General features: G+C 68.0%; 18 protein-coding genes and 1 riboswitch. Of the genes, 9 read left to right on the plus strand and 9 right to left on the minus strand.

What is annotated here, in order from left to right; translation table 11 throughout:
• Positions 1–48: 48 nt before the first annotated feature.
• Positions 49–282 (minus strand): DUF4241 domain-containing protein, encoded by a 234-nt coding sequence (locus tag ACFU6I_RS15595; protein ID WP_384366065.1) that lies wholly within the window; start codon positions 280–282, stop codon positions 49–51.
• Between the two features lie 106 nt (positions 283–388).
• Entirely contained in the window at positions 389–2,179 is a 1,791-nt protein-coding gene (thiC, locus tag ACFU6I_RS15600) for a phosphomethylpyrimidine synthase ThiC (protein WP_384366068.1), read from the minus strand.
• A riboswitch (TPP riboswitch) is annotated at positions 2,172–2,305 on the minus strand. Its footprint overlaps the gene before it by 8 nt.
• A 70-nt stretch (positions 2,306–2,375) precedes the next feature.
• Between thiC and ACFU6I_RS15605 the strand changes: the two genes are divergently transcribed.
• Positions 2,376–3,713, plus strand: coding sequence for a YibE/F family protein (locus ACFU6I_RS15605; protein WP_384366071.1), 1,338 nt, complete (start codon positions 2,376–2,378; stop codon positions 3,711–3,713).
• Between the two features lie 80 nt (positions 3,714–3,793).
• Here ACFU6I_RS15605 and ACFU6I_RS15610 read toward each other — a convergent pair whose 3' ends face one another.
• The 4 genes from ACFU6I_RS15610 to ACFU6I_RS15625 all read right to left on the minus strand — a co-directional run bounded on the left by ACFU6I_RS15610 (position 3,794) and on the right by ACFU6I_RS15625 (position 6,007).
• On the minus strand, positions 3,794–4,231 hold the full coding sequence (locus tag ACFU6I_RS15610) for an SsgA family sporulation/cell division regulator (protein WP_266983651.1): 438 nt from the start codon (positions 4,229–4,231) through the stop codon (positions 3,794–3,796).
• Positions 4,232–4,332: 101 nt separating this feature from the next.
• Positions 4,333–5,103 (minus strand): IclR family transcriptional regulator, encoded by a 771-nt coding sequence (locus tag ACFU6I_RS15615; RefSeq protein WP_384366074.1) that lies wholly within the window; start codon positions 5,101–5,103, stop codon positions 4,333–4,335.
• A gap of 246 nt (positions 5,104–5,349) precedes the next feature.
• Positions 5,350–5,562, minus strand: coding sequence for a DUF5326 family protein (locus tag ACFU6I_RS15620; protein WP_345512737.1), 213 nt, complete (start codon positions 5,560–5,562; stop codon positions 5,350–5,352).
• Between the two features lie 127 nt (positions 5,563–5,689).
• Entirely contained in the window at positions 5,690–6,007 is a 318-nt protein-coding gene (locus ACFU6I_RS15625) for a cupin domain-containing protein (RefSeq protein ID WP_037702197.1), read from the minus strand.
• 68 nt (positions 6,008–6,075) lie between these two features.
• On the opposite strand from ACFU6I_RS15625, the gene ACFU6I_RS15630 reads away from it, so the two are divergent.
• The 4 genes from ACFU6I_RS15630 to ACFU6I_RS15645 all read left to right on the plus strand — a co-directional run bounded on the left by ACFU6I_RS15630 (position 6,076) and on the right by ACFU6I_RS15645 (position 9,268).
• The gene (locus tag ACFU6I_RS15630; RefSeq protein ID WP_384366077.1) at positions 6,076–6,453 is read left to right on the plus strand and encodes a phage holin family protein; all 378 of its coding nucleotides are present in this window, start codon (positions 6,076–6,078) and stop codon (positions 6,451–6,453) included.
• A gap of 39 nt (positions 6,454–6,492) precedes the next feature.
• On the plus strand, positions 6,493–7,617 hold the full coding sequence (locus tag ACFU6I_RS15635) for a cystathionine gamma-lyase (RefSeq protein WP_384366080.1): 1,125 nt from the start codon (positions 6,493–6,495) through the stop codon (positions 7,615–7,617).
• A 221-nt stretch (positions 7,618–7,838) separates the two neighbouring features.
• Positions 7,839–8,735 (plus strand): LysR family transcriptional regulator, encoded by an 897-nt coding sequence (locus ACFU6I_RS15640; RefSeq protein ID WP_384366083.1) that lies wholly within the window; start codon positions 7,839–7,841, stop codon positions 8,733–8,735.
• A gap of 53 nt (positions 8,736–8,788) precedes the next feature.
• Complete coding sequence (locus ACFU6I_RS15645) at positions 8,789–9,268, plus strand: NUDIX domain-containing protein (protein ID WP_037702185.1); 480 nt, start codon at positions 8,789–8,791, stop codon at positions 9,266–9,268.
• A 45-nt stretch (positions 9,269–9,313) separates the two neighbouring features.
• On the opposite strand, the gene ACFU6I_RS15650 is transcribed toward ACFU6I_RS15645, so the two are convergent.
• Positions 9,314–10,648, minus strand: a complete 1,335-nt coding sequence (locus ACFU6I_RS15650) for a globin domain-containing protein (RefSeq protein WP_384366086.1) — start codon at positions 10,646–10,648, stop codon at positions 9,314–9,316.
• A gap of 243 nt (positions 10,649–10,891) precedes the next feature.
• On the opposite strand from ACFU6I_RS15650, the gene ACFU6I_RS15655 reads away from it, so the two are divergent.
• Positions 10,892–11,782 carry a GNAT family N-acetyltransferase gene (locus ACFU6I_RS15655; RefSeq protein ID WP_384366089.1) on the plus strand — a complete coding sequence of 297 codons (891 nt, stop codon included), beginning with the start codon at positions 10,892–10,894 and terminating at the stop codon, positions 11,780–11,782.
• A gap of 223 nt (positions 11,783–12,005) precedes the next feature.
• Here the strand turns inward: ACFU6I_RS15655 and ACFU6I_RS15660 are convergent, their stop codons facing one another.
• Together ACFU6I_RS15660 and ACFU6I_RS15665 are read right to left on the minus strand one after the other, a co-directional pair.
• Positions 12,006–12,434 carry a heme-binding protein gene (locus ACFU6I_RS15660; RefSeq protein WP_384366092.1) on the minus strand — a complete coding sequence of 143 codons (429 nt, stop codon included), beginning with the start codon at positions 12,432–12,434 and terminating at the stop codon, positions 12,006–12,008.
• A gap of 65 nt (positions 12,435–12,499) precedes the next feature.
• On the minus strand, positions 12,500–13,711 hold the full coding sequence (locus tag ACFU6I_RS15665; RefSeq protein WP_384366095.1) for an MFS transporter: 1,212 nt from the start codon (positions 13,709–13,711) through the stop codon (positions 12,500–12,502).
• A gap of 137 nt (positions 13,712–13,848) precedes the next feature.
• Between ACFU6I_RS15665 and ACFU6I_RS15670 the strand changes: the two genes are divergently transcribed.
• The 3 genes from ACFU6I_RS15670 to ACFU6I_RS15680 are packed head-to-tail and all read left to right on the plus strand — an operon-like array spanning position 13,849 to position 15,989.
• Complete coding sequence (locus ACFU6I_RS15670; protein ID WP_384366098.1) at positions 13,849–14,307, plus strand: MarR family winged helix-turn-helix transcriptional regulator; 459 nt, start codon at positions 13,849–13,851, stop codon at positions 14,305–14,307.
• Positions 14,308–14,335: 28 nt separating this feature from the next.
• Complete coding sequence (locus ACFU6I_RS15675) at positions 14,336–14,788, plus strand: GNAT family N-acetyltransferase (protein WP_384366101.1); 453 nt, start codon at positions 14,336–14,338, stop codon at positions 14,786–14,788.
• A 37-nt stretch (positions 14,789–14,825) separates the two neighbouring features.
• Positions 14,826–15,989 (plus strand): winged helix DNA-binding domain-containing protein, encoded by a 1,164-nt coding sequence (locus ACFU6I_RS15680; RefSeq protein ID WP_384366104.1) that lies wholly within the window; start codon positions 14,826–14,828, stop codon positions 15,987–15,989.
• Positions 15,990–16,017 lie beyond the last annotated feature (28 nt).

Raw genomic sequence — 16,017 nt, forward strand, 5'->3', positions numbered from 1 at the left:
CGGGCGCCGCGACCCGGTCTGCCTCGTGGACACCGCGCACGAAGAGCTCTACAACGTGCACCTTCGCCACAGTGACCCACCGCACCGGGCTCCAGTGGCCTGCCGTTCTCCCGGCCGCACGGCTGCGGCGTCGGCGACGCAGCCGGTGGTGCCGTCCGTGCTGAATCCATGCGCCTCGCCGTCCCCGAGCAGCCGGACATCGTCATCCGTACCCAGGGCCGTCTCCCAGGACATGACAGGAGCGTCACTCACCTCTGCGCCTCCCCATCCGGCCCGGCACACGCGGGAACCGTGACGGCTACCACCGACAGCCGGCGGGTGGCCGGTGGAGCGGCCCGCGGCTCCCCCGGTGGTCTCCGGGGGCCGCGGGCCGTTCCGGTACGGCCACTCAGTCGGTGAGCGGGAGGTACACCCGGTTGCCGGCGGCCGCGAACTCCGCCGACTTCTTCATCATGCCCTCGGCGATCTCGGCCTCGGTCGCCGCGGGCTCGTCGCCGCCGAACTGCTCCGAGATGCTTCGGCTGATCTTCATCGAGCAGAACTTCGGGCCGCACATCGAACAGAAGTGGGCCGTCTTCGCCGGCTCGGCCGGCAGCGTCTCGTCGTGGAACTCCCGCGCGGTGTCCGGGTCGAGTGCCAGGTTGAACTGGTCCTCCCAGCGGAACTCGAACCGCGCGTCCGACAGTGCGTCGTCCCAGTCCTGCGCCCCCGGGTGCCCCTTGGCGAGGTCCGCGGCGTGGGCCGCGATCTTGTAGGTGATGACGCCCGTCTTCACGTCGTCCCGGTTGGGCAGGCCCAGGTGCTCCTTGGGCGTCACGTAACAGAGCATCGCCGTCCCCCACCAGGCGATCATCGCCGCGCCGATGCCCGAGGTGATGTGGTCGTACGCAGGGGCGATATCGGTGGTCAGCGGGCCGAGCGTGTAGAACGGCGCCTCCTCGCAGATCTCCTGCTGGAGGTCGATGTTCTCCTTGATCTTGTGCATCGGGACATGGCCCGGGCCCTCGATCATGGTCTGGACGCCGAACCGCTTGGCGACCGAGTTGAGCTCGCCCAGCGTGCGCAGTTCCGCGAACTGCGCCTCGTCGTTGGCATCGGCGATCGAACCGGGGCGCAGTCCGTCGCCCAGCGAATACGTCACGTCGTACGTCGCGAGGATCTCGCAGAGCTCCTCGAAGTTCTCGTACAGGAACGATTCCTTGTGGTGCGCCAGGCACCACGCGGCCATGATCGACCCACCGCGGGATACGATCCCGGTCTTGCGCCGGGCGGTGAGCGGGACATACGGCAGCCGCACGCCGGCGTGGACCGTCATGTAGTCGACGCCCTGCTCGGCCTGCTCGATCACGGTGTCCTTGTAGATCTCCCAGGTCAGTTCCTCCGCCCTGCCGTCGACCTTTTCGAGGGCCTGGTAGAGGGGCACGGTGCCGATCGGCACGGGGGAGTTGCGGAGCACCCACTCACGGGTGGTGTGAATATTGCGGCCGGTGGAGAGGTCCATGACCGTGTCGGCGCCCCATCGCGTCGCCCAGGTCATCTTCTCGACCTCCTCCTCGATGGAGGAAGTGACCGCGGAGTTGCCGATGTTGGCGTTGACCTTCACCAGGAACCGCTTGCCGATGATCATCGGCTCGATCTCCGGGTGGTTGACGTTGGCCGGCAGGACCGCCCGGCCCGCCGCGATCTCCTCGCGTACGACCTCGGGTTCGACGTTCTCCCGGATCGCCACGTACTCCATCTCCGGGGTGATCTCGCCCCGGCGGGCATACGCGAGCTGGGTGACGGGCTGCCCGTCACGGCTGCGGCGCGGCTGACGCGGACGGCCGGGGAAGACGGCGTCGAGGTTACGCAGTCCGCCGCGCGGCGAGGTGTGCTTGAGCCCGTCGTCCTCGGGGCGGACGGGGCGGCCCGCGTACTCCTCGGTGTCGCCACGGGCAATGATCCAGTTCTCGCGCAGGGGTGCGAGACCGCGACGTACGTCGGTTTCGGTGGCGGGATCGGTGTACGGCCCCGACGTGTCGTACAGCGTCACGTCCTTGCCGTTGGTGAGGTGCACCTTTCGCACCGGCACCTGGAGGTCCGGGCGCGGGCCCTGGACGTATCCCTTGTGCCAGCCGATGGACTTTCCGGCCTCGTCGCTCTGATTCGAGGCAGGCGTGCGTGCGTCCGATGTGGTCATGAGACCTACTCCCTACGCCGGCATTACCCGGTAACAGGTTCGGCGGTCGGCGCAGCCTGTCCCGTACGGATGTACGGATATCAGCGCCCTCTCAGCCCGGTGCTCCGAGCTCCCGCGTGTGCAAAGGTGCCACCACGCTAGCGCCTGTTCCGGCGTGCTGGACAGAGGGCCTGTAGCTTCTTGCGATGATCGCCCGGTGACGTCCCTCCAGAGCCCCCCCGAATCACAGGACCATCAGCACGGGCATTCGCACAGCCATGGCCCCGCTGCACCGGTCTCCAAACATCTGCGCAAGGTCATCGCGGCCGTGCTGATCCCCTTCGCCACGGCGGTCGTCGTCGGCCTGATGGTCCTCTGGCCGGGCGGTGCACCCGCGCACGAGCGCACCGGTGTCGGTTTCGACCGGCAGACCCAGCAGGGCAAGGTGGTGAGCGTCGACAAGGTCGACTGCAAGGACGTGAACGCCGCGCAGACACCGGTCACGGGCGGCACCACCACGCCATCGGGGGGCGCGGGCGCCGGCCAGGAACCAGGTCTGTGCGAGAAGGCCACGGTCGAGGTGACGACCGGGCACGACAAGGGGCGCACGTTCGTCGAGATCGTTCAGCCCGATGCCCCCCGGCAGCTGCGCGAGGGTCAGGGGGTGGTCGTGGCGTACGCCCCGGACGCGCCCCATGACCTGCAGTACTCCGTGACGGATGTGGACCGGAAGTTCCCGATGGCACTGCTGGCCGGGATCTTCGCTCTCGCAGTGGTCGTCGTCGGCAGAATGCGTGGGTTGATGGCGCTGGTCGCGCTCGCCGTGTCGTTCGCCGTACTGACCCTGTTCATCCTCCCCGCGATCCTGCAAGGGTCGAATCCGCTGCTCGTCGCAGTCATCGGGGCCAGCGCGATCATGCTCATCGCGCTCTACATGTGCCACGGTCTGACCGCCCGTACCTCGGTCGCGGTCATCGGCACGCTGATCTCACTGCTGCTGATCGGGCTGCTCGGTTCGCTCTTCATCGGCTGGGCGAGCCTGACCGGGAACACCGACGACAACACCGGTCTGATCCACGGCCTCTACCCGCACATCGACATGAGCGGCCTGCTGCTGGCCGGCGTCATCATCGGTTCGCTCGGTGTGCTCGACGACGTGACGGTCACCCAGACATCGGCGGTCTGGGAGCTGCACCAGGCGGACCCGGCCATGGGTGCGCGAAAGCTGTACCGGGCAGGGATCAGGATCGGTCGCGACCACATCGCCTCGGTGGTCAATACGCTGGTACTCGCCTACGCGGGCGCCGCGCTTCCCCTCCTGCTGCTGTTCTCGATCGCGCAGAGCAGCGTGGGGGCGGTGGCCAACAGCGAGTTGGTGGCGGAGGAGATCGTCCGGACGCTGGTCGGCTCGATCGGACTGGTCGCCTCGGTGCCGGTGACTACGGCGCTCGCGGCACTGGTCGTCTCCGCGGACCGCACAGGGCTCGGCGCGGAAGCAGGAGCTTCGGCACCCGTGCGGGGCGGGAGGGGCCGGCGTCGCAGGGCGAGGCATTGAGCACCTCGACGCGGAGCACATATCACCCGTTCGGCAGATACGACGTTCGATCGGCCGGTGGGCCGTGCACGCAGTCTTCCTCAGCCGGCGTTCTGTTCCTTGGCCAGGATCCGGCCCAGCGCCTCTTCCAGGCTGCCCTCGAAGTCACTCAGCGTGCACTCCTGCCCGAGGGGCACGAGCTTGTCCGTGCGGTCGAGAAACGCGACGAGTGGCGCTGTACCGGCCCTGAACAGGGCGCGATCCGTCCCGACCTGCAGCCGGATGTGGACGTCGGAGAGCCCCTCGGGCTCCGTGGGACTGATGTGCACATCGCCGTCGCCGCTGGGGCTGTTGAGGCCGTCCAGCAACAGCTCGCGGCCGAAAGCCCAGGTGACAGGGGCGTCGCCGGGCAGGTGGAAGGTCATCCGGATCGCATACGGATCGCCCACCTCGTACCGGAGTTCCACCGGGATACGGAATGAGAGCTCCTCGGAAACGAGAAAACTCATCATGACCTCAGCTTGAACCGACTCGCGCATCGTCCAACCCCGCAGTAGATGAATCTGGCCAGGAACGATCCCCCCTGGCCCTATTGACGCCATCGTGGTGCACGCGATAGCAGATCACAAGGAGTGATTTTTCAGATACTGATAGAGAACACGAACGAACGCAAGAGGCTCGCCACTTCACTTCGTAGTCGTTCGACTGCGGGGAGCAATCGATCTTCTTGGTCGAGTGGCATGGAAATCGCCATGGCGGCTGCAGTGAATCCGGCCGTGATCGGGATGGCCGCGCAGACCGTCCCCAGGGCGTACTCCTGTCGTTCGATGACAGGTTCCATTCGCTCCAGCGACCTCAAGCGCTCAAGAAGCGCCGGTCGGTCCCGCAACGAGTAGCGGGTGCGCGGCTGCACGGGGTGACGGTCCAGATGGTCCTCACGGGCCTTCTCGTCGAGCCGGCTGAGCAGACACTGGCCGAGCGCATGAGCATGCCCGGTCTCCCGGAACGAGGCCCACTCGTCCACCGTGGGTGCCGGGGGGGCGTCGGCGACCGCGATGAGTTCGATCTCACCCTCGCGGTAGACGGCGCAGTAGACCGGCGCGCCGATGATGTCGCGCCAGCGGGCCAGCGACTGGGTCATTCTGCTGCGACGATTCTGCAGACAGCCGTCGTCGACGAGCCGCTCAGCCGCAGTACCGAAGAGGAAGACGCCGTTCTCGCGGCGCAGGTAGCCCTCGTGAGTGAGGGTGCGCAGCAAGTGATAGGCGGTAGGAAGTGGAAGTCCTGCTTCCCGTGCGAGCTGCTTCGCGGGCGCCCCGTCCCGATGGGCGCCCACAGCCTCCAACAGCCTCAACGCCCGCTGAACCGAACCGATCAACGTCGGAACAGCGGTGCTCGATGCCGTGGTCAAAAGTCACCCCCAGGCATGGCGACGGGCGGTCGGCCCGTCCGTGGGGGCCGCCCCCACGGTCCTACCGCAAACCTGAGGTCCGGAGCCCGGACGTACGCGCAATCCACTGGTCACAGTGGTGACGGACAGTTAATTCCCAGGTGGCGGCAGCGGACAGCCACTGTATCGGCCGTGTAAGCAGGGGGCGTCTTTTCGTCCTGCGCTTAGCCCAGCTGGGCTAATTGCCCGACTGGTGACCGCCCGCCCCTACCAGTCGCCGCGCGAGGACGAGGAGGACATGAACTTCCGTACGACGAAAACGAGGCCACCGACCAGGATGACGAAGACCAGGACCTTGAAGAGCAGACCGATCACGAACCCGATCACGCTGGCGATCAGACCGCCGAACACCACGATCGCGATGACGGGCACCGCGACCCACTTCACCCACCAGGGCATCCCCGCGAATATCTCCCGCACAGCCATCGTCCCTACCTCATTCCTGTGAGTACCTGACTCGATGCTAGAGGCGCGGGGGCCGTCGGCGGGGGCTCCGGAGCCCTTGATCTCCCCTGACCGAACCCCGAGGAATCCCTGAGGGACGGTCTCAGCTCTCAGGCGGAGAGAAGACCACCATGACCCGCAGATCCTCGGTGATGTGGTGGAACTTGTGGGCCACCCCGGCCGGCACGTACACCACGCTTCCCCTGCCCACCTGCGTGGTCTCCATGCCCACGGTGATCGAGGCACGACCGCTGACGATGAAGTAGACCTCGTCCTGCTGGTGCGGCTGCTGCGGGTCGAGTTCGCCGGCATCCAGCGCGTACAGGCCGACGGACATGTTCCGCTCCCGCAGGAACTGCAGATACGCGCCGTCGTTGGCGGCACGTTCCGCCTCCAGTTCGTCCAGTCTGAATGCCTTCATGGCCCGTCCGCTCCTTGCTTCTGTTCAGCCGGTGTCCGCCACCGATCATGTCTGCCACGATCAGACACATGAAGAATTTTGTAGTCAAGACGATCGCCAACGCGGGTGCGCTGGCCGTGGCCATCTGGCTGCTGGACGGCATCACGCTGTCGGGCGGCAGCACCGGTCGCAAGGTGCTCACCCTGATCCTGGTCGCCCTGCTCTTCGGGCTGGTGAACTTCGTGGTCAAGCCGATCGTGAAGGTGCTCACCCTGCCGCTGTTCATCCTCACACTGGGGCTGATCACCCTCGTGGTGAATGCGCTGATGCTGATGCTGACCTCCTGGCTGGCGGGCCAGTTCAATCTCAGCTTCCACGTCGACGGCTTCTGGACCGCCGTGCTCGGCGGGCTCATCATCTCGATCGTGTCCTGGGCACTGAACATGGTCCTGCCCGACGAGGACTGATCCGACACCGCGCATACCAAAGAGAACAGAGAGAACAGCATGAGCACCATGGGCGACGGCACTCGGGCGGTACGGGCAGGCCTTCCCGAACCGGAGCAGTACGAACCCACCCTGCCCGGTCCGGTCTTCGCCGCACACTTCCATCTCTCCGGCGAGCCGACCGGTCCGTACACCTACGGACGGGACACCAACCCGACCTGGACCCATCTGGAACGAGCCATCGGCGAGCTCGAAGCGCCGGGAGAGGCCGTCGAGACCACGGTGTTCGCCTCCGGAATGGCCGCGATATCAGCGGTGCTGATGTCGCAGGCACGTACCGGCGACACAGTCGTCCTGCCCGACGACGGCTATCAGGCGCTGCCTCTGGTGCGTGAGCAGCTGGAGGCGTACGGGATCGAGGTACGGACCGCGCCGACCGGGGGCGACGGACAGCTTGCGGTCCTGGAAGGGGCCCGGCTGCTGTGGATCGAGACGCCGTCCAATCCGGGACTCGACGTCTGCGACCTGCGGCGGGTCATCGACGCCGCGCACGCGGGCGGCACTCTGGTGGCCGTCGACAACACGCTCGCCACCCCGCTCGGCCAGCGCCCTCTGGAACTGGGCGCCGACTTCTCCGTGGCCAGTGACACCAAGGGCATGACTGGGCACGGCGACATCCTGCTCGGCCATGTGACCTGCCGGGATCCGGGGCTGGCTGCGGGTGTACGGCGTTGGCGCAAGGTCGTCGGGGCGATCCCCGGCCCGATGGAAGCCTGGCTGGCGCACCGTTCGCTGGCCACCCTGGAGCTGCGCATCGACCGGCAGTGCGCGACCGCGCTGGTTCTCGCCGAGGCGCTGGGCAAACGGCAGGAGGTGACCGGTTTGCGGTATCCCGGGCTGCCCACCGACCCCTCGTACCCGGTCGCCGTGCGGCAGATGCGGCGCTTCGGCTCCGTGGTGTCGTTCGTGCTGCCCGACCGCGAGACTGCGGAGCGCTTCCTTGCCGGGTTGCGGCTGGTGGACGACGCCACCAGCTTCGGCGGCGTGCGCTCCACCGCCGAACGGCGGGCTCGCTGGGGCGGCGACGCCGTTCCGGACGGTTTCATCCGGTTCTCGGTCGGGGCCGAGGACGCGGACGACCTGATCGCCGACGTGGAGCGGGCCCTGGACGAGGCGATGGGCTAGACGCCCGGACAGGACACCAGGACAGAGGAGAACCCAGCGGTACGGACGGTCCGAGCCTCCCCCCTCGTGGCTCGGACCGTCCCGGTTCCGCACGCGAAGAACCGCCTGGACAAGGCTAATTGACTCTGCGTCAGTGTCCAATCACCGTAGCGACAGCGACCTATCGACATATTTATGATTGTTCGGGTCGGACGCGTCGAAAAGGCGGGAGGGAACCGGACATGGACCTGGCCCTGCTGCGCACATTCGTCACGGTGCACCGGGCCGGTTCCTTCACCCGGGCCGCCGCGCTGCTCGGTCTCTCCCAGCCGGCGGTCACCTCGCAGATACGCACGCTGGAACGGCAGCTGGGCCGCCCGCTCTTCCTGCGCAGGGCCCGCGGCGTCACCCCGACCACCATGGGCGACGAGCTCGCGCACCGGGCGGCTCCCCATCTGGACGCACTGGTCGAGATCGCCGAGACGGGGCTCGACGAGGAGTCGGTCGTACGGACGCTGCATCTGGCCGGCCCGCCGGAATTCACCTCGCTGCGGGCCCTGCCCGCGCTCACTCCGCTCCTTCCCCAAGGCCTCGCCCTGCGCAGCACCTTCCTCGCCAATTCCGAGGAGGCGCTGGAGGGCCTCGCCGCCGGACATCATGATCTGGCCATTGCGACAGGCCGGCCGCGCGGTGGTCTGCTCACCGCGACTCCGCTCTGCGACGAAGAGCACGTGCTGGTCGCCGCCCCGCGCTGGGCGGCACGCCTCGGTCCCGGGGCGCTGCGGCACAAGGGGCCCGCGGCGCTTCAGCAGCTGCCGGTGGTGGAGGTGCATGAGAGCCTTCCGCTCGTCTCCCGCTACTGGGCCGCCGTCTTCGACGGCCGGCCGGCCGCAGCGGGCACCGTCATCGCGCCGGATCTTCGAGCGGTCCTGGAGTGCACTGCGGCGGGCGCCGGACTCGCTGTACTGCCGCGCTATCTGTGCGAGGGGGCACTGGAGCGCGGCGAGGTGGTGGCCCTCCTGGACCCGCCCGTGCCACCGCTGCGCACCTACTTCCTGGTCGCACGGACCGGCACGCTCGCACTGCCGCATATCGCGCGGGCCCACGAGTGGCTGGTGCGTGCTGCCGTCGATTGGTGACCCAACGGCAGGGCGGGTGTTTCAGAAAGGGTTCTGTGGGCCACTCTCTTGCCATGACCGAACGTCCTGTGGTCAAGCGCACCGCACGCGCCATCCTGCTCGACGGCAACGACCTCATCCTCATCAAGCGCACCAAGCCGGGGGTGGATCCGTACTGGCTCACGCCGGGCGGCGGGGTCGAGCCCGAGGACGCAACCGTCGTCGACGCACTCCACCGCGAGGTGGACGAAGAGCTCGGCGCCAAGATCACCGATGTGGTCCCCTGCTTCGTCGACACCGTGGAACACATCGAGGGCGGTGGGGTGAAGGGTGTCAAGGTCCAGCACTTCTTCGTCTGCCGGCTGGACTCGATGGACCTGTCCCGGCGGCACGGTCCCGAGATCGACGATCCGTGCGGTGAGTACGACGTCGTACGGGTGCCGTTCAGCCGGATCGGGATCGCCGCCGTCCATCTCGTGCCGCTGTCGCTGCGGCACTACCTGGACGGCAACATCGAGGGCGTCCGGGCGATGCACGCGCCGGACCTGGGCTGATCCCGAGCTCGGAAGACCCGCGCCGATGGGATGGGCCGTCGTTGGTCAGCCCGGGCTCAGGGGCGCCAGTTCCTCGACGGAGTCATGCCGGATGCGCTCGGACGGCATACCGATCCCTCTGAGCGCGTCCACGACGCTGCGGATCATCCCCGGAGGCCCCGAGAGATAGGCGTCGTACTCGGGCCACGGACCGCCCTCGCGCACCGCGTCGGGGAGCGGGCCTTTCAACCCGCTCCCCGTACCGCGGGAGACCACAGGCCGCACAGCGAGCCAGGGAAAGGTCTTCTGGAGCCGCAGCATCGTGTCGATGTCGTACAGGTCGCGGTCGCTGCGTGCGCCGTAGAAGACCTGCACGGGGCGCCGGTCGCCGTGCTCGGCGACATCCTCGACGAGCGCCTTGATGGGCGCGATGCCCGTGCCGCCGCCCAGGCAGAGCAGACCGTTGTGGGTGGTGTGGTCGATGGTCATGGAGCCGGTGGGTGGGCCGAGACGCACCACGTCGCCGGGGCGGGCCCGGCGCACCAGAGCGTTGGAGACCCAGCCCGCCGGGACCGCCTTGACATGGAAGGTGAGCAGACCGTCGGGCCGAGGGGCCGAGGCGAAGGAGTAGTGCCGCCAGATCCGTGGCCACCAGGGGGTTTCCATGGCGGCGTACTGGCCTGCGAGAAAGGGATACGCCTGATCGGGACGGACGGTGAGGACCGCCGTGTCGGGCGTTCTCAGGTCATGGGAGACAACCTCCGCCAGCCACCGGGCGGGAGTCCGTTCCGCGTCCTCGACAGCCGCGTCGATCATGATCTGCGAAATCGCCGTGTAGGCACGGACCCAGGCCGCTTCGGTCTCCCCGTTCCATGTGGTGGCGTAGCGGCTCAATGCGCCGAGGAGAGCCTCGCCGAATGCAGGATAGTGCGCGGGCAGTGCGCCGTATTTACGGTGCCCGCGGGCAAGTCCGCCGAGGTACTCGACCAGCGCCTCGGGGTCGTCCATCCGGTCGGCAGCCGTGAGGATCGACCGGAGAAGACGGTCGCGCCGGGTGTCCATCGCGACCGGAAACATGGCCCGCAGATCGGGGTGGCGCACGAAGAGCAGGGCGTAGAAGTACAAGGTGGCCTGGTTCGCGACAGGAATGATCTCCGCCAGGGTGCGATGGATCAGGGTCGCATCGGGAGATCTCGGTGTTCCATCACCGGTCGACATGGTGGTCGGAGCGTCCATATGTGTGCCTCGCCTCGAGCAGCTTCTGGTCGCATGAGCGTGCCGACACCGCACGCAGCGCCTGCGGTCCCTCGCCCCAGCATGCACGCGACATCTGCAGGTCGGACAAATAGCGGGAAGTCCGGGTATCCGAACCAGTTCTCCCGTTACGCTCTTTTGCCCCATGGCCAGGCAGGGAAGCCGGAGACAGTGCGGGCAACATGCATCAGCGCCGAATCGCCTCTGCCTGCCGCTCAGCTGCGCGTTTCACGTGAAACTGCGCACGCATGCAGCTCGCCGACGAGCCCCCACCGCGGACTCGGCTCTCCGGCCGCGCGGGCACCATCGACACGGTCGGCGCATATGAGTCTCGATCGGATCCAGTAAAGCGGTGGACGAACGATCACTGCGTCGGACAGCCTGGCCCTCATGCCCAGCCCACTGCCCCACACGCACGCCGATACGCCCATCCGGCGCCTCACCCGGGGAGACTTGGTCCCCTGCGCCAATCTCTGCGAGGACCGCGGCTGGCCGCGTGACGAGCATCGCTGGGCCCTGCTCCTCTCCGCAGGGACGGGCTACGGCATCGATGATCCCGAGGGCAAAGGCCTGATGGCCTCCTGTGTGATGACCTCATACGGCCGGGGACTCGCCGCCATCGGCATGCTCCTCGTCGCGGAGCGCTACGCGCGCCAAGGGATCGCCCGGCGCCTGATGCACCAGGTGATCGAAACGGCGGGGGAGACGTCACTCAGCCTGTACGCGACGCCGGCCGGGCGACCGCTGTACGAAGACCTCGGATTCGAAGCGGTGGGCCGGGCCGAGCGGATCAGTGGTCGTTTCCGGCTGACCGGCGCGTCGGGCGACAGCGCTCCCGCAGCGTCCGGCGTGGCCGTCCGCCCGGCGACGGCCGAGGATCTGCGTGCCATGCTCCGGCTGGACTCAGAAGTGTTCGGTGCGGACCGGACGCATCTCCTTGCCCGGCTGCCGGCCTTCGCGGATCACCTCCGAGTCGCGGAGGACGAGGGCGGGCTTGTCGGCTACGCGGCGCTGTGGCCGAGCGACGGTGTCCATGTGGTCGGTCCGCTGATCGCCCGGGACACCGTCACGGCGATGGCGCTCGTCGACTCCCTCGCGCAGGCGACGGACCGTCCACTGCGCGCGGACATCGACGCACGTCATGAAGAACTGTTGGACCGGCTCAAGGAGTGCGGTCTGCAGCCGGCCGGCTCCGGAACCACGGTGATGGCCAACCGGTCCCTGGACCTGCCGGGTGACTGGACCCGTCGCTTCGCACCGCTGACCGTGGCGACGGGCTGACGCGGACCGGGCTGAGCGGTGCCGGGCCGGGGAAATGCCTGCCACCGGCCTGTTGTGTGGAGCAGATCGGGATCGACTGTGGCCGACCAGGGCTCGCTCTCTTCGTGCCAACTGGCCCGGCACTCGATGAAGCCGTAGATGTCCGTCCCCATGCGCCGCGACTCTGCTGGTACATGGGAACGGACACCAATGGATTTCCGCTGCCTTCACAGCGGTTGGCGAGTCAGCCGAGAGCCGTCACAGCGGCCGTGGCGAAGCCGTGGTCCTGCTCGGGCGCGCCGCCGCCCACGCCGACGGCTCCGATCACCCGACCGTCGCGGAAGACCGGAACACCGCCGGCGATGAAGAGCAGTGGCCGGTCGAGGGCGGTCGGCAGGGTGTGGAAGAGCCCGCCCGGCTGGACCGCGTCGACGAGGTCGGCTGTCGGGGCACCCAGCTGAAGGGCTGTGTACGCCTTGCGGGTGCTGGTCTCGCCCGCGATGAGAACGGCCCGGTCGTCGCGACGGAAGGCCAGCAGGTGGCCGCCCGCGTCGAGGACCGTCACAGCGACGGTGACACCGGCGGCTTCGGCGGCAGTGCGGGCTGCGGCGACCAGCAATTCCGCGTCCTGAATGGTCAACGGGGCAACGGCGGTGGGGACGGTGGTACTCATGGGGGATGGCTCCTTGGTGCGGTGGAGAGTGCGCGCCGCGGGGTGAGCGCGCGATGTGGGGGGGGTCAGTGCGGGGCGACGGATGCCTCGACCTGCTCGGGAATGTGTGCGGCGACAAGGCGGCTGCGGGTGGCCGTCCGGCGCTCCAGGGCGCTGGAGAGGACGGCGAGGACCAGAGCGGAAGCAGCCAGTGCGGCGCCGACCCAGTTGGGTGCGGTGTATCCGAGACCGGCGGCAATGACGAGGCCGCCGAGCCACGCCGACAGCGCGTTGCCGAGATTGAAGGCGCCGATGTTGACGGCGGAGGCAAGGGTCGGGGCTCCCGCCGCCTGGTCGAGAACCCGCTTCTGCAGCGGCGGTACGGTCGCGAAGCCCAGGCCGCCGATCAGCACGATGGTGACGGCTGCCGCGATCTTGTTGTGGGCGGTCAGCGTGAAGAGTGCCAGGATCAGGGACAGGGCGCCCAGCGACACGTACAGCATCGGCATCAGGTGGCGGTCGGCGAACTTGCCGCCGAGAAGATTGCCCCCGACCATGCCGAGTCCGAAGAGGACCAGCAGCCAGGTGACGGAGGACGCGGAGTAGCCGGCGATTTCGGTCATCATCGGCGTGATGTAGGTGATCGCGGCGAAGACTCCGCCGAAGCCCAGGACAGTCATCGCCATGGCGAGCAGCACCTGCACATTGCCGAACGCGGCCAGCTCATGACGGAGCCGCACGCCTTCGGCCTTCGGCTGCTCGGGCACCAGCCTGGCCACGCCCAGGAGCCCGACGACTCCGAGAGCCGCGACGACGAAGAACGTGGTCCGCCACCCCACGCTCTGCCCGATGTAGGTGCCGAGCGGTACGCCGACGACGTTGGCGACAGTGAGGCCGGTGAACATCATGGCGATCGCCCCGGCCCTCTTCTGCGGGGCGACCAGATCGGCCGCGACGACCGATCCGATACCGAAGAAGGCACCGTGGGCGAGGGAGGCGATCACTCGCCCGGCGAGCATCACGCCGAAGACGGGGGCGACGGCGGACACCATGTTGCCCACGACGAACAGCCCCATCAGGAGCATGAGCATGCGTTTGCGGGTGACCCGTGTGCCAAGGACCGTCATCAGCGGAGCGCCGAGTACGACTCCGAGTGCATAGCCGGTGACCAGGAATCCTGCGGTGGGGATCGAGACCTGGAAGTCCGCAGCAACCTCGGGAAGCAGCCCCATGATCACGAACTCGGTGGTTCCGATACCGAATGCCCCAACGGCGAGGGCGAGGAGCGCGAGCGGCATGGGTTTCACCTTCCCAAGAGATTGCGCCTGCGCCTTACGGGCGTCCAGAATAATTGCAGAGAAAATTAATTGCAAGCACGGGCTATTGCAAACGTCCTCTATCCTGGAGGCAAGCGGCTCCGCACGGAGGAGAGACCATGACAGCAACGGACCCTGCACTGACCGCCCTCTCGCAGGGCTGGTGCGCCCTCTCCCTGCTCCACGGCAAGATCGAGTCCCATATCGAGCGGGCCCTGCAGTCCGGACACGGGCTCAGCGTGCGGGAGTACTCCCTGCTCGACGTCCTGAGCCGACAGCACAACGGTCCGGGCGGCCATCTGCAGATGAAACAGGTCGCCGACGCGGTCGTGCTCAGCCAGAGCGCCACCACCCGTCTGGTCAGCCGCCTCGAAAACCGCGGGCTGCTGACCCGGTATCTCTGCGACACCGACCGCCGCGGCATCTACACCGATGTCACCGACGCCGGCCTCACCTTGCTCGCCCAGGCCCGGCCGACCAACGACGCCGCTCTGCGCGCCGCCCTCGACGAGGCTGCCAGAAACCCCGAGCTGGCCCCGCTCGTCACGGCGGTCGAAGAGCTGAAGGTCCCCGCGTAGGCCGCCTGAACTGCGTAGTCTGCCGATCATGAGCGATCTGGAAATACGCCCTGCCGCGCCCACCGATATCCCGGCCGTCGTGGCCATGCTCGCGGACGATCCGCTGGGCGCGCAGCGCGAGTCGCCGGACGATCTCGCCCCCTACCGCGCCGCGTTCCAGCGACTCGCCGGTGACCCGAACCAGCACCTGGTCGTCGCCGTCCGCGAAGGCAGTGTTGTCGGGACCCTGCAGCTGACAGTGATTCCCGGGCTCTCCCGGCGCGGTTCGACCCGCTCCATCATCGAGGGCGTTCGCGTCCATGCCGATGAGCGCGGCAGCGGCCTCGGCACTCAGCTGATCCAGTGGGCGGTGGACGAATCCCGGCGCCAGAACTGCCAGTTGGTCCAGCTGACGTCCGATGCGACCCGGACCGATGCCCATCGCTTCTACGAGCGGCTCGGTTTCACCGCCAGTCACGTAGGTTTCAAGCTAGCTCTGTGACCGCAGCTCGGGATCCTACGGACCGAAGGAGCGCTCGATGCACGCCATGAGCGACACACAGCGCCGGACCAGACTCGGCCGACGTCACCTACTGGCGCCCTCCGTACGAGCCGCATCCGCGGTGTCCGTGGCCGACGCGGTCGTTGCCCTGCACGCCACCGACGCGGCCACTGTCTTTCTTTCCACCTGCGCCCGGCTCGCCGAGGCCGGCGTGGACACGGTGGAGCGTGCTCTCTACGAGGACGTCTCCCTGGTCCGGCTGCTTTCCATGCGCAACACCCTCTTCACGGTGTCCAGCGGGCTCGCCCCGTATGTCAACGCCTCGAACGCCCGTGCCGTGGCAGCCAAGGAGCGCCGGACCTTCCTCGCGCATCTGCACGACGACGGGAACGGACTGGGCGAGAACTGGCTCATCGAGACGGAAAAGGCGACCTTGGCCGCCCTCACTGCGCGCGGCTCCGCCACCGGGAGCGAGTTGTCCGCCGCCGTACCGGCGCTTCGTACGAAGATCACAATCTTCCCTGGCAAGAAGCAGGAAACGGTTCAGGGCGTCGCCACCCGTGTTCTGCGGGTGCTGGCAGCCGAAGGCCTGATCCGCCGGGACCGGCCGCGCGGCTCCTGGACCTCCAGCCAGTTCCGCTGGACGGCAGCCGAGTCATGGCCTGCCGGGGACCTCGCAGAGGCACAGGCGGAAGTGGCCCTGCGCTATCTCCGCTCGTACGGCCCCGCAACCGAGGCCGATCTGAAGTGGTGGACGGGCTGGGGTCTCGGCCAGGTACGCACTGCGCTGGCAGCTACCGCGGCCGAGGAAGTGCAGCTCGACAGCGGCGCGACGGGTTGGGTCTCCCCGGGGGACACAGAGCCCGAACCGGCCCTGGAGCCGTGGGCGGCACTGCTTCCCGCCCTCGACCCGAGCGCGATGGGCTGGGCCGATCGCGGTTTCCATCTTCCGGCCGAGCACCGGCCGGCCCTTTTCGACCGGGCCGGCAACATCGGCCCGACAGTGTGGTGGAACGGCGAGATCGTGGGTGGCTGGGCACAGCGCGCTGATGGCGAGCCGGTCTGGCGACTGCTGTCCGACATCGGCCGGGATGCCACCACCGCGATCGAGGCGGAGGCGTCCCGGCTGTCGGAGTGGGTGGGGGAAACACGGATCACTCCACGCTTCCGCACGCCGCTGGAAAGGGAGTTGACAGCCTGAGCGCCACGGCGTCACGTTTCACGTGAAA

Source organism: Streptomyces sp. NPDC057486 (assembly GCF_042802415.1).
Classification (GTDB): Bacteria; Actinomycetota; Actinomycetes; order Streptomycetales; family Streptomycetaceae; genus Streptomyces; species Streptomyces yanii.

Bases quoted from the DNA above. Each gene is read 5' to 3' on its own strand.
- ACFU6I_RS15635 (WP_384366080.1), top strand. From the start codon at position 6,493: ATGAGCACCATGGGCGACGGCACTCGGGCGGTACGGGCAGGCCTTCCC.
- thiC (WP_384366068.1), bottom strand. From the start codon at position 2,179: ATGACCACATCGGACGCACGCACGCCTGCCTCGAATCAGAGCGACGAG.
- ACFU6I_RS15640 (WP_384366083.1), top strand. From the start codon at position 7,839: ATGGACCTGGCCCTGCTGCGCACATTCGTCACGGTGCACCGGGCCGGT.
- ACFU6I_RS15645 (WP_037702185.1), top strand. From the start codon at position 8,789: ATGACCGAACGTCCTGTGGTCAAGCGCACCGCACGCGCCATCCTGCTC.
- ACFU6I_RS15610 (WP_266983651.1), bottom strand. From the start codon at position 4,231: ATGCGCGAGTCGGTTCAAGCTGAGGTCATGATGAGTTTTCTCGTTTCC.
- ACFU6I_RS15625 (WP_037702197.1), bottom strand. From the start codon at position 6,007: ATGAAGGCATTCAGACTGGACGAACTGGAGGCGGAACGTGCCGCCAAC.
- ACFU6I_RS15655 (WP_384366089.1), top strand. From the start codon at position 10,892: ATGCCCAGCCCACTGCCCCACACGCACGCCGATACGCCCATCCGGCGC.
- ACFU6I_RS15680 (WP_384366104.1), top strand. From the start codon at position 14,826: ATGCACGCCATGAGCGACACACAGCGCCGGACCAGACTCGGCCGACGT.
- ACFU6I_RS15650 (WP_384366086.1), bottom strand. From the start codon at position 10,648: ATGGGGCAAAAGAGCGTAACGGGAGAACTGGTTCGGATACCCGGACTT.
- ACFU6I_RS15630 (WP_384366077.1), top strand. From the start codon at position 6,076: ATGAAGAATTTTGTAGTCAAGACGATCGCCAACGCGGGTGCGCTGGCC.
- ACFU6I_RS15670 (WP_384366098.1), top strand. From the start codon at position 13,849: ATGACAGCAACGGACCCTGCACTGACCGCCCTCTCGCAGGGCTGGTGC.
- ACFU6I_RS15665 (WP_384366095.1), bottom strand. From the start codon at position 13,711: ATGCCGCTCGCGCTCCTCGCCCTCGCCGTTGGGGCATTCGGTATCGGA.
- ACFU6I_RS15675 (WP_384366101.1), top strand. From the start codon at position 14,336: ATGAGCGATCTGGAAATACGCCCTGCCGCGCCCACCGATATCCCGGCC.
- ACFU6I_RS15660 (WP_384366092.1), bottom strand. From the start codon at position 12,434: ATGAGTACCACCGTCCCCACCGCCGTTGCCCCGTTGACCATTCAGGAC.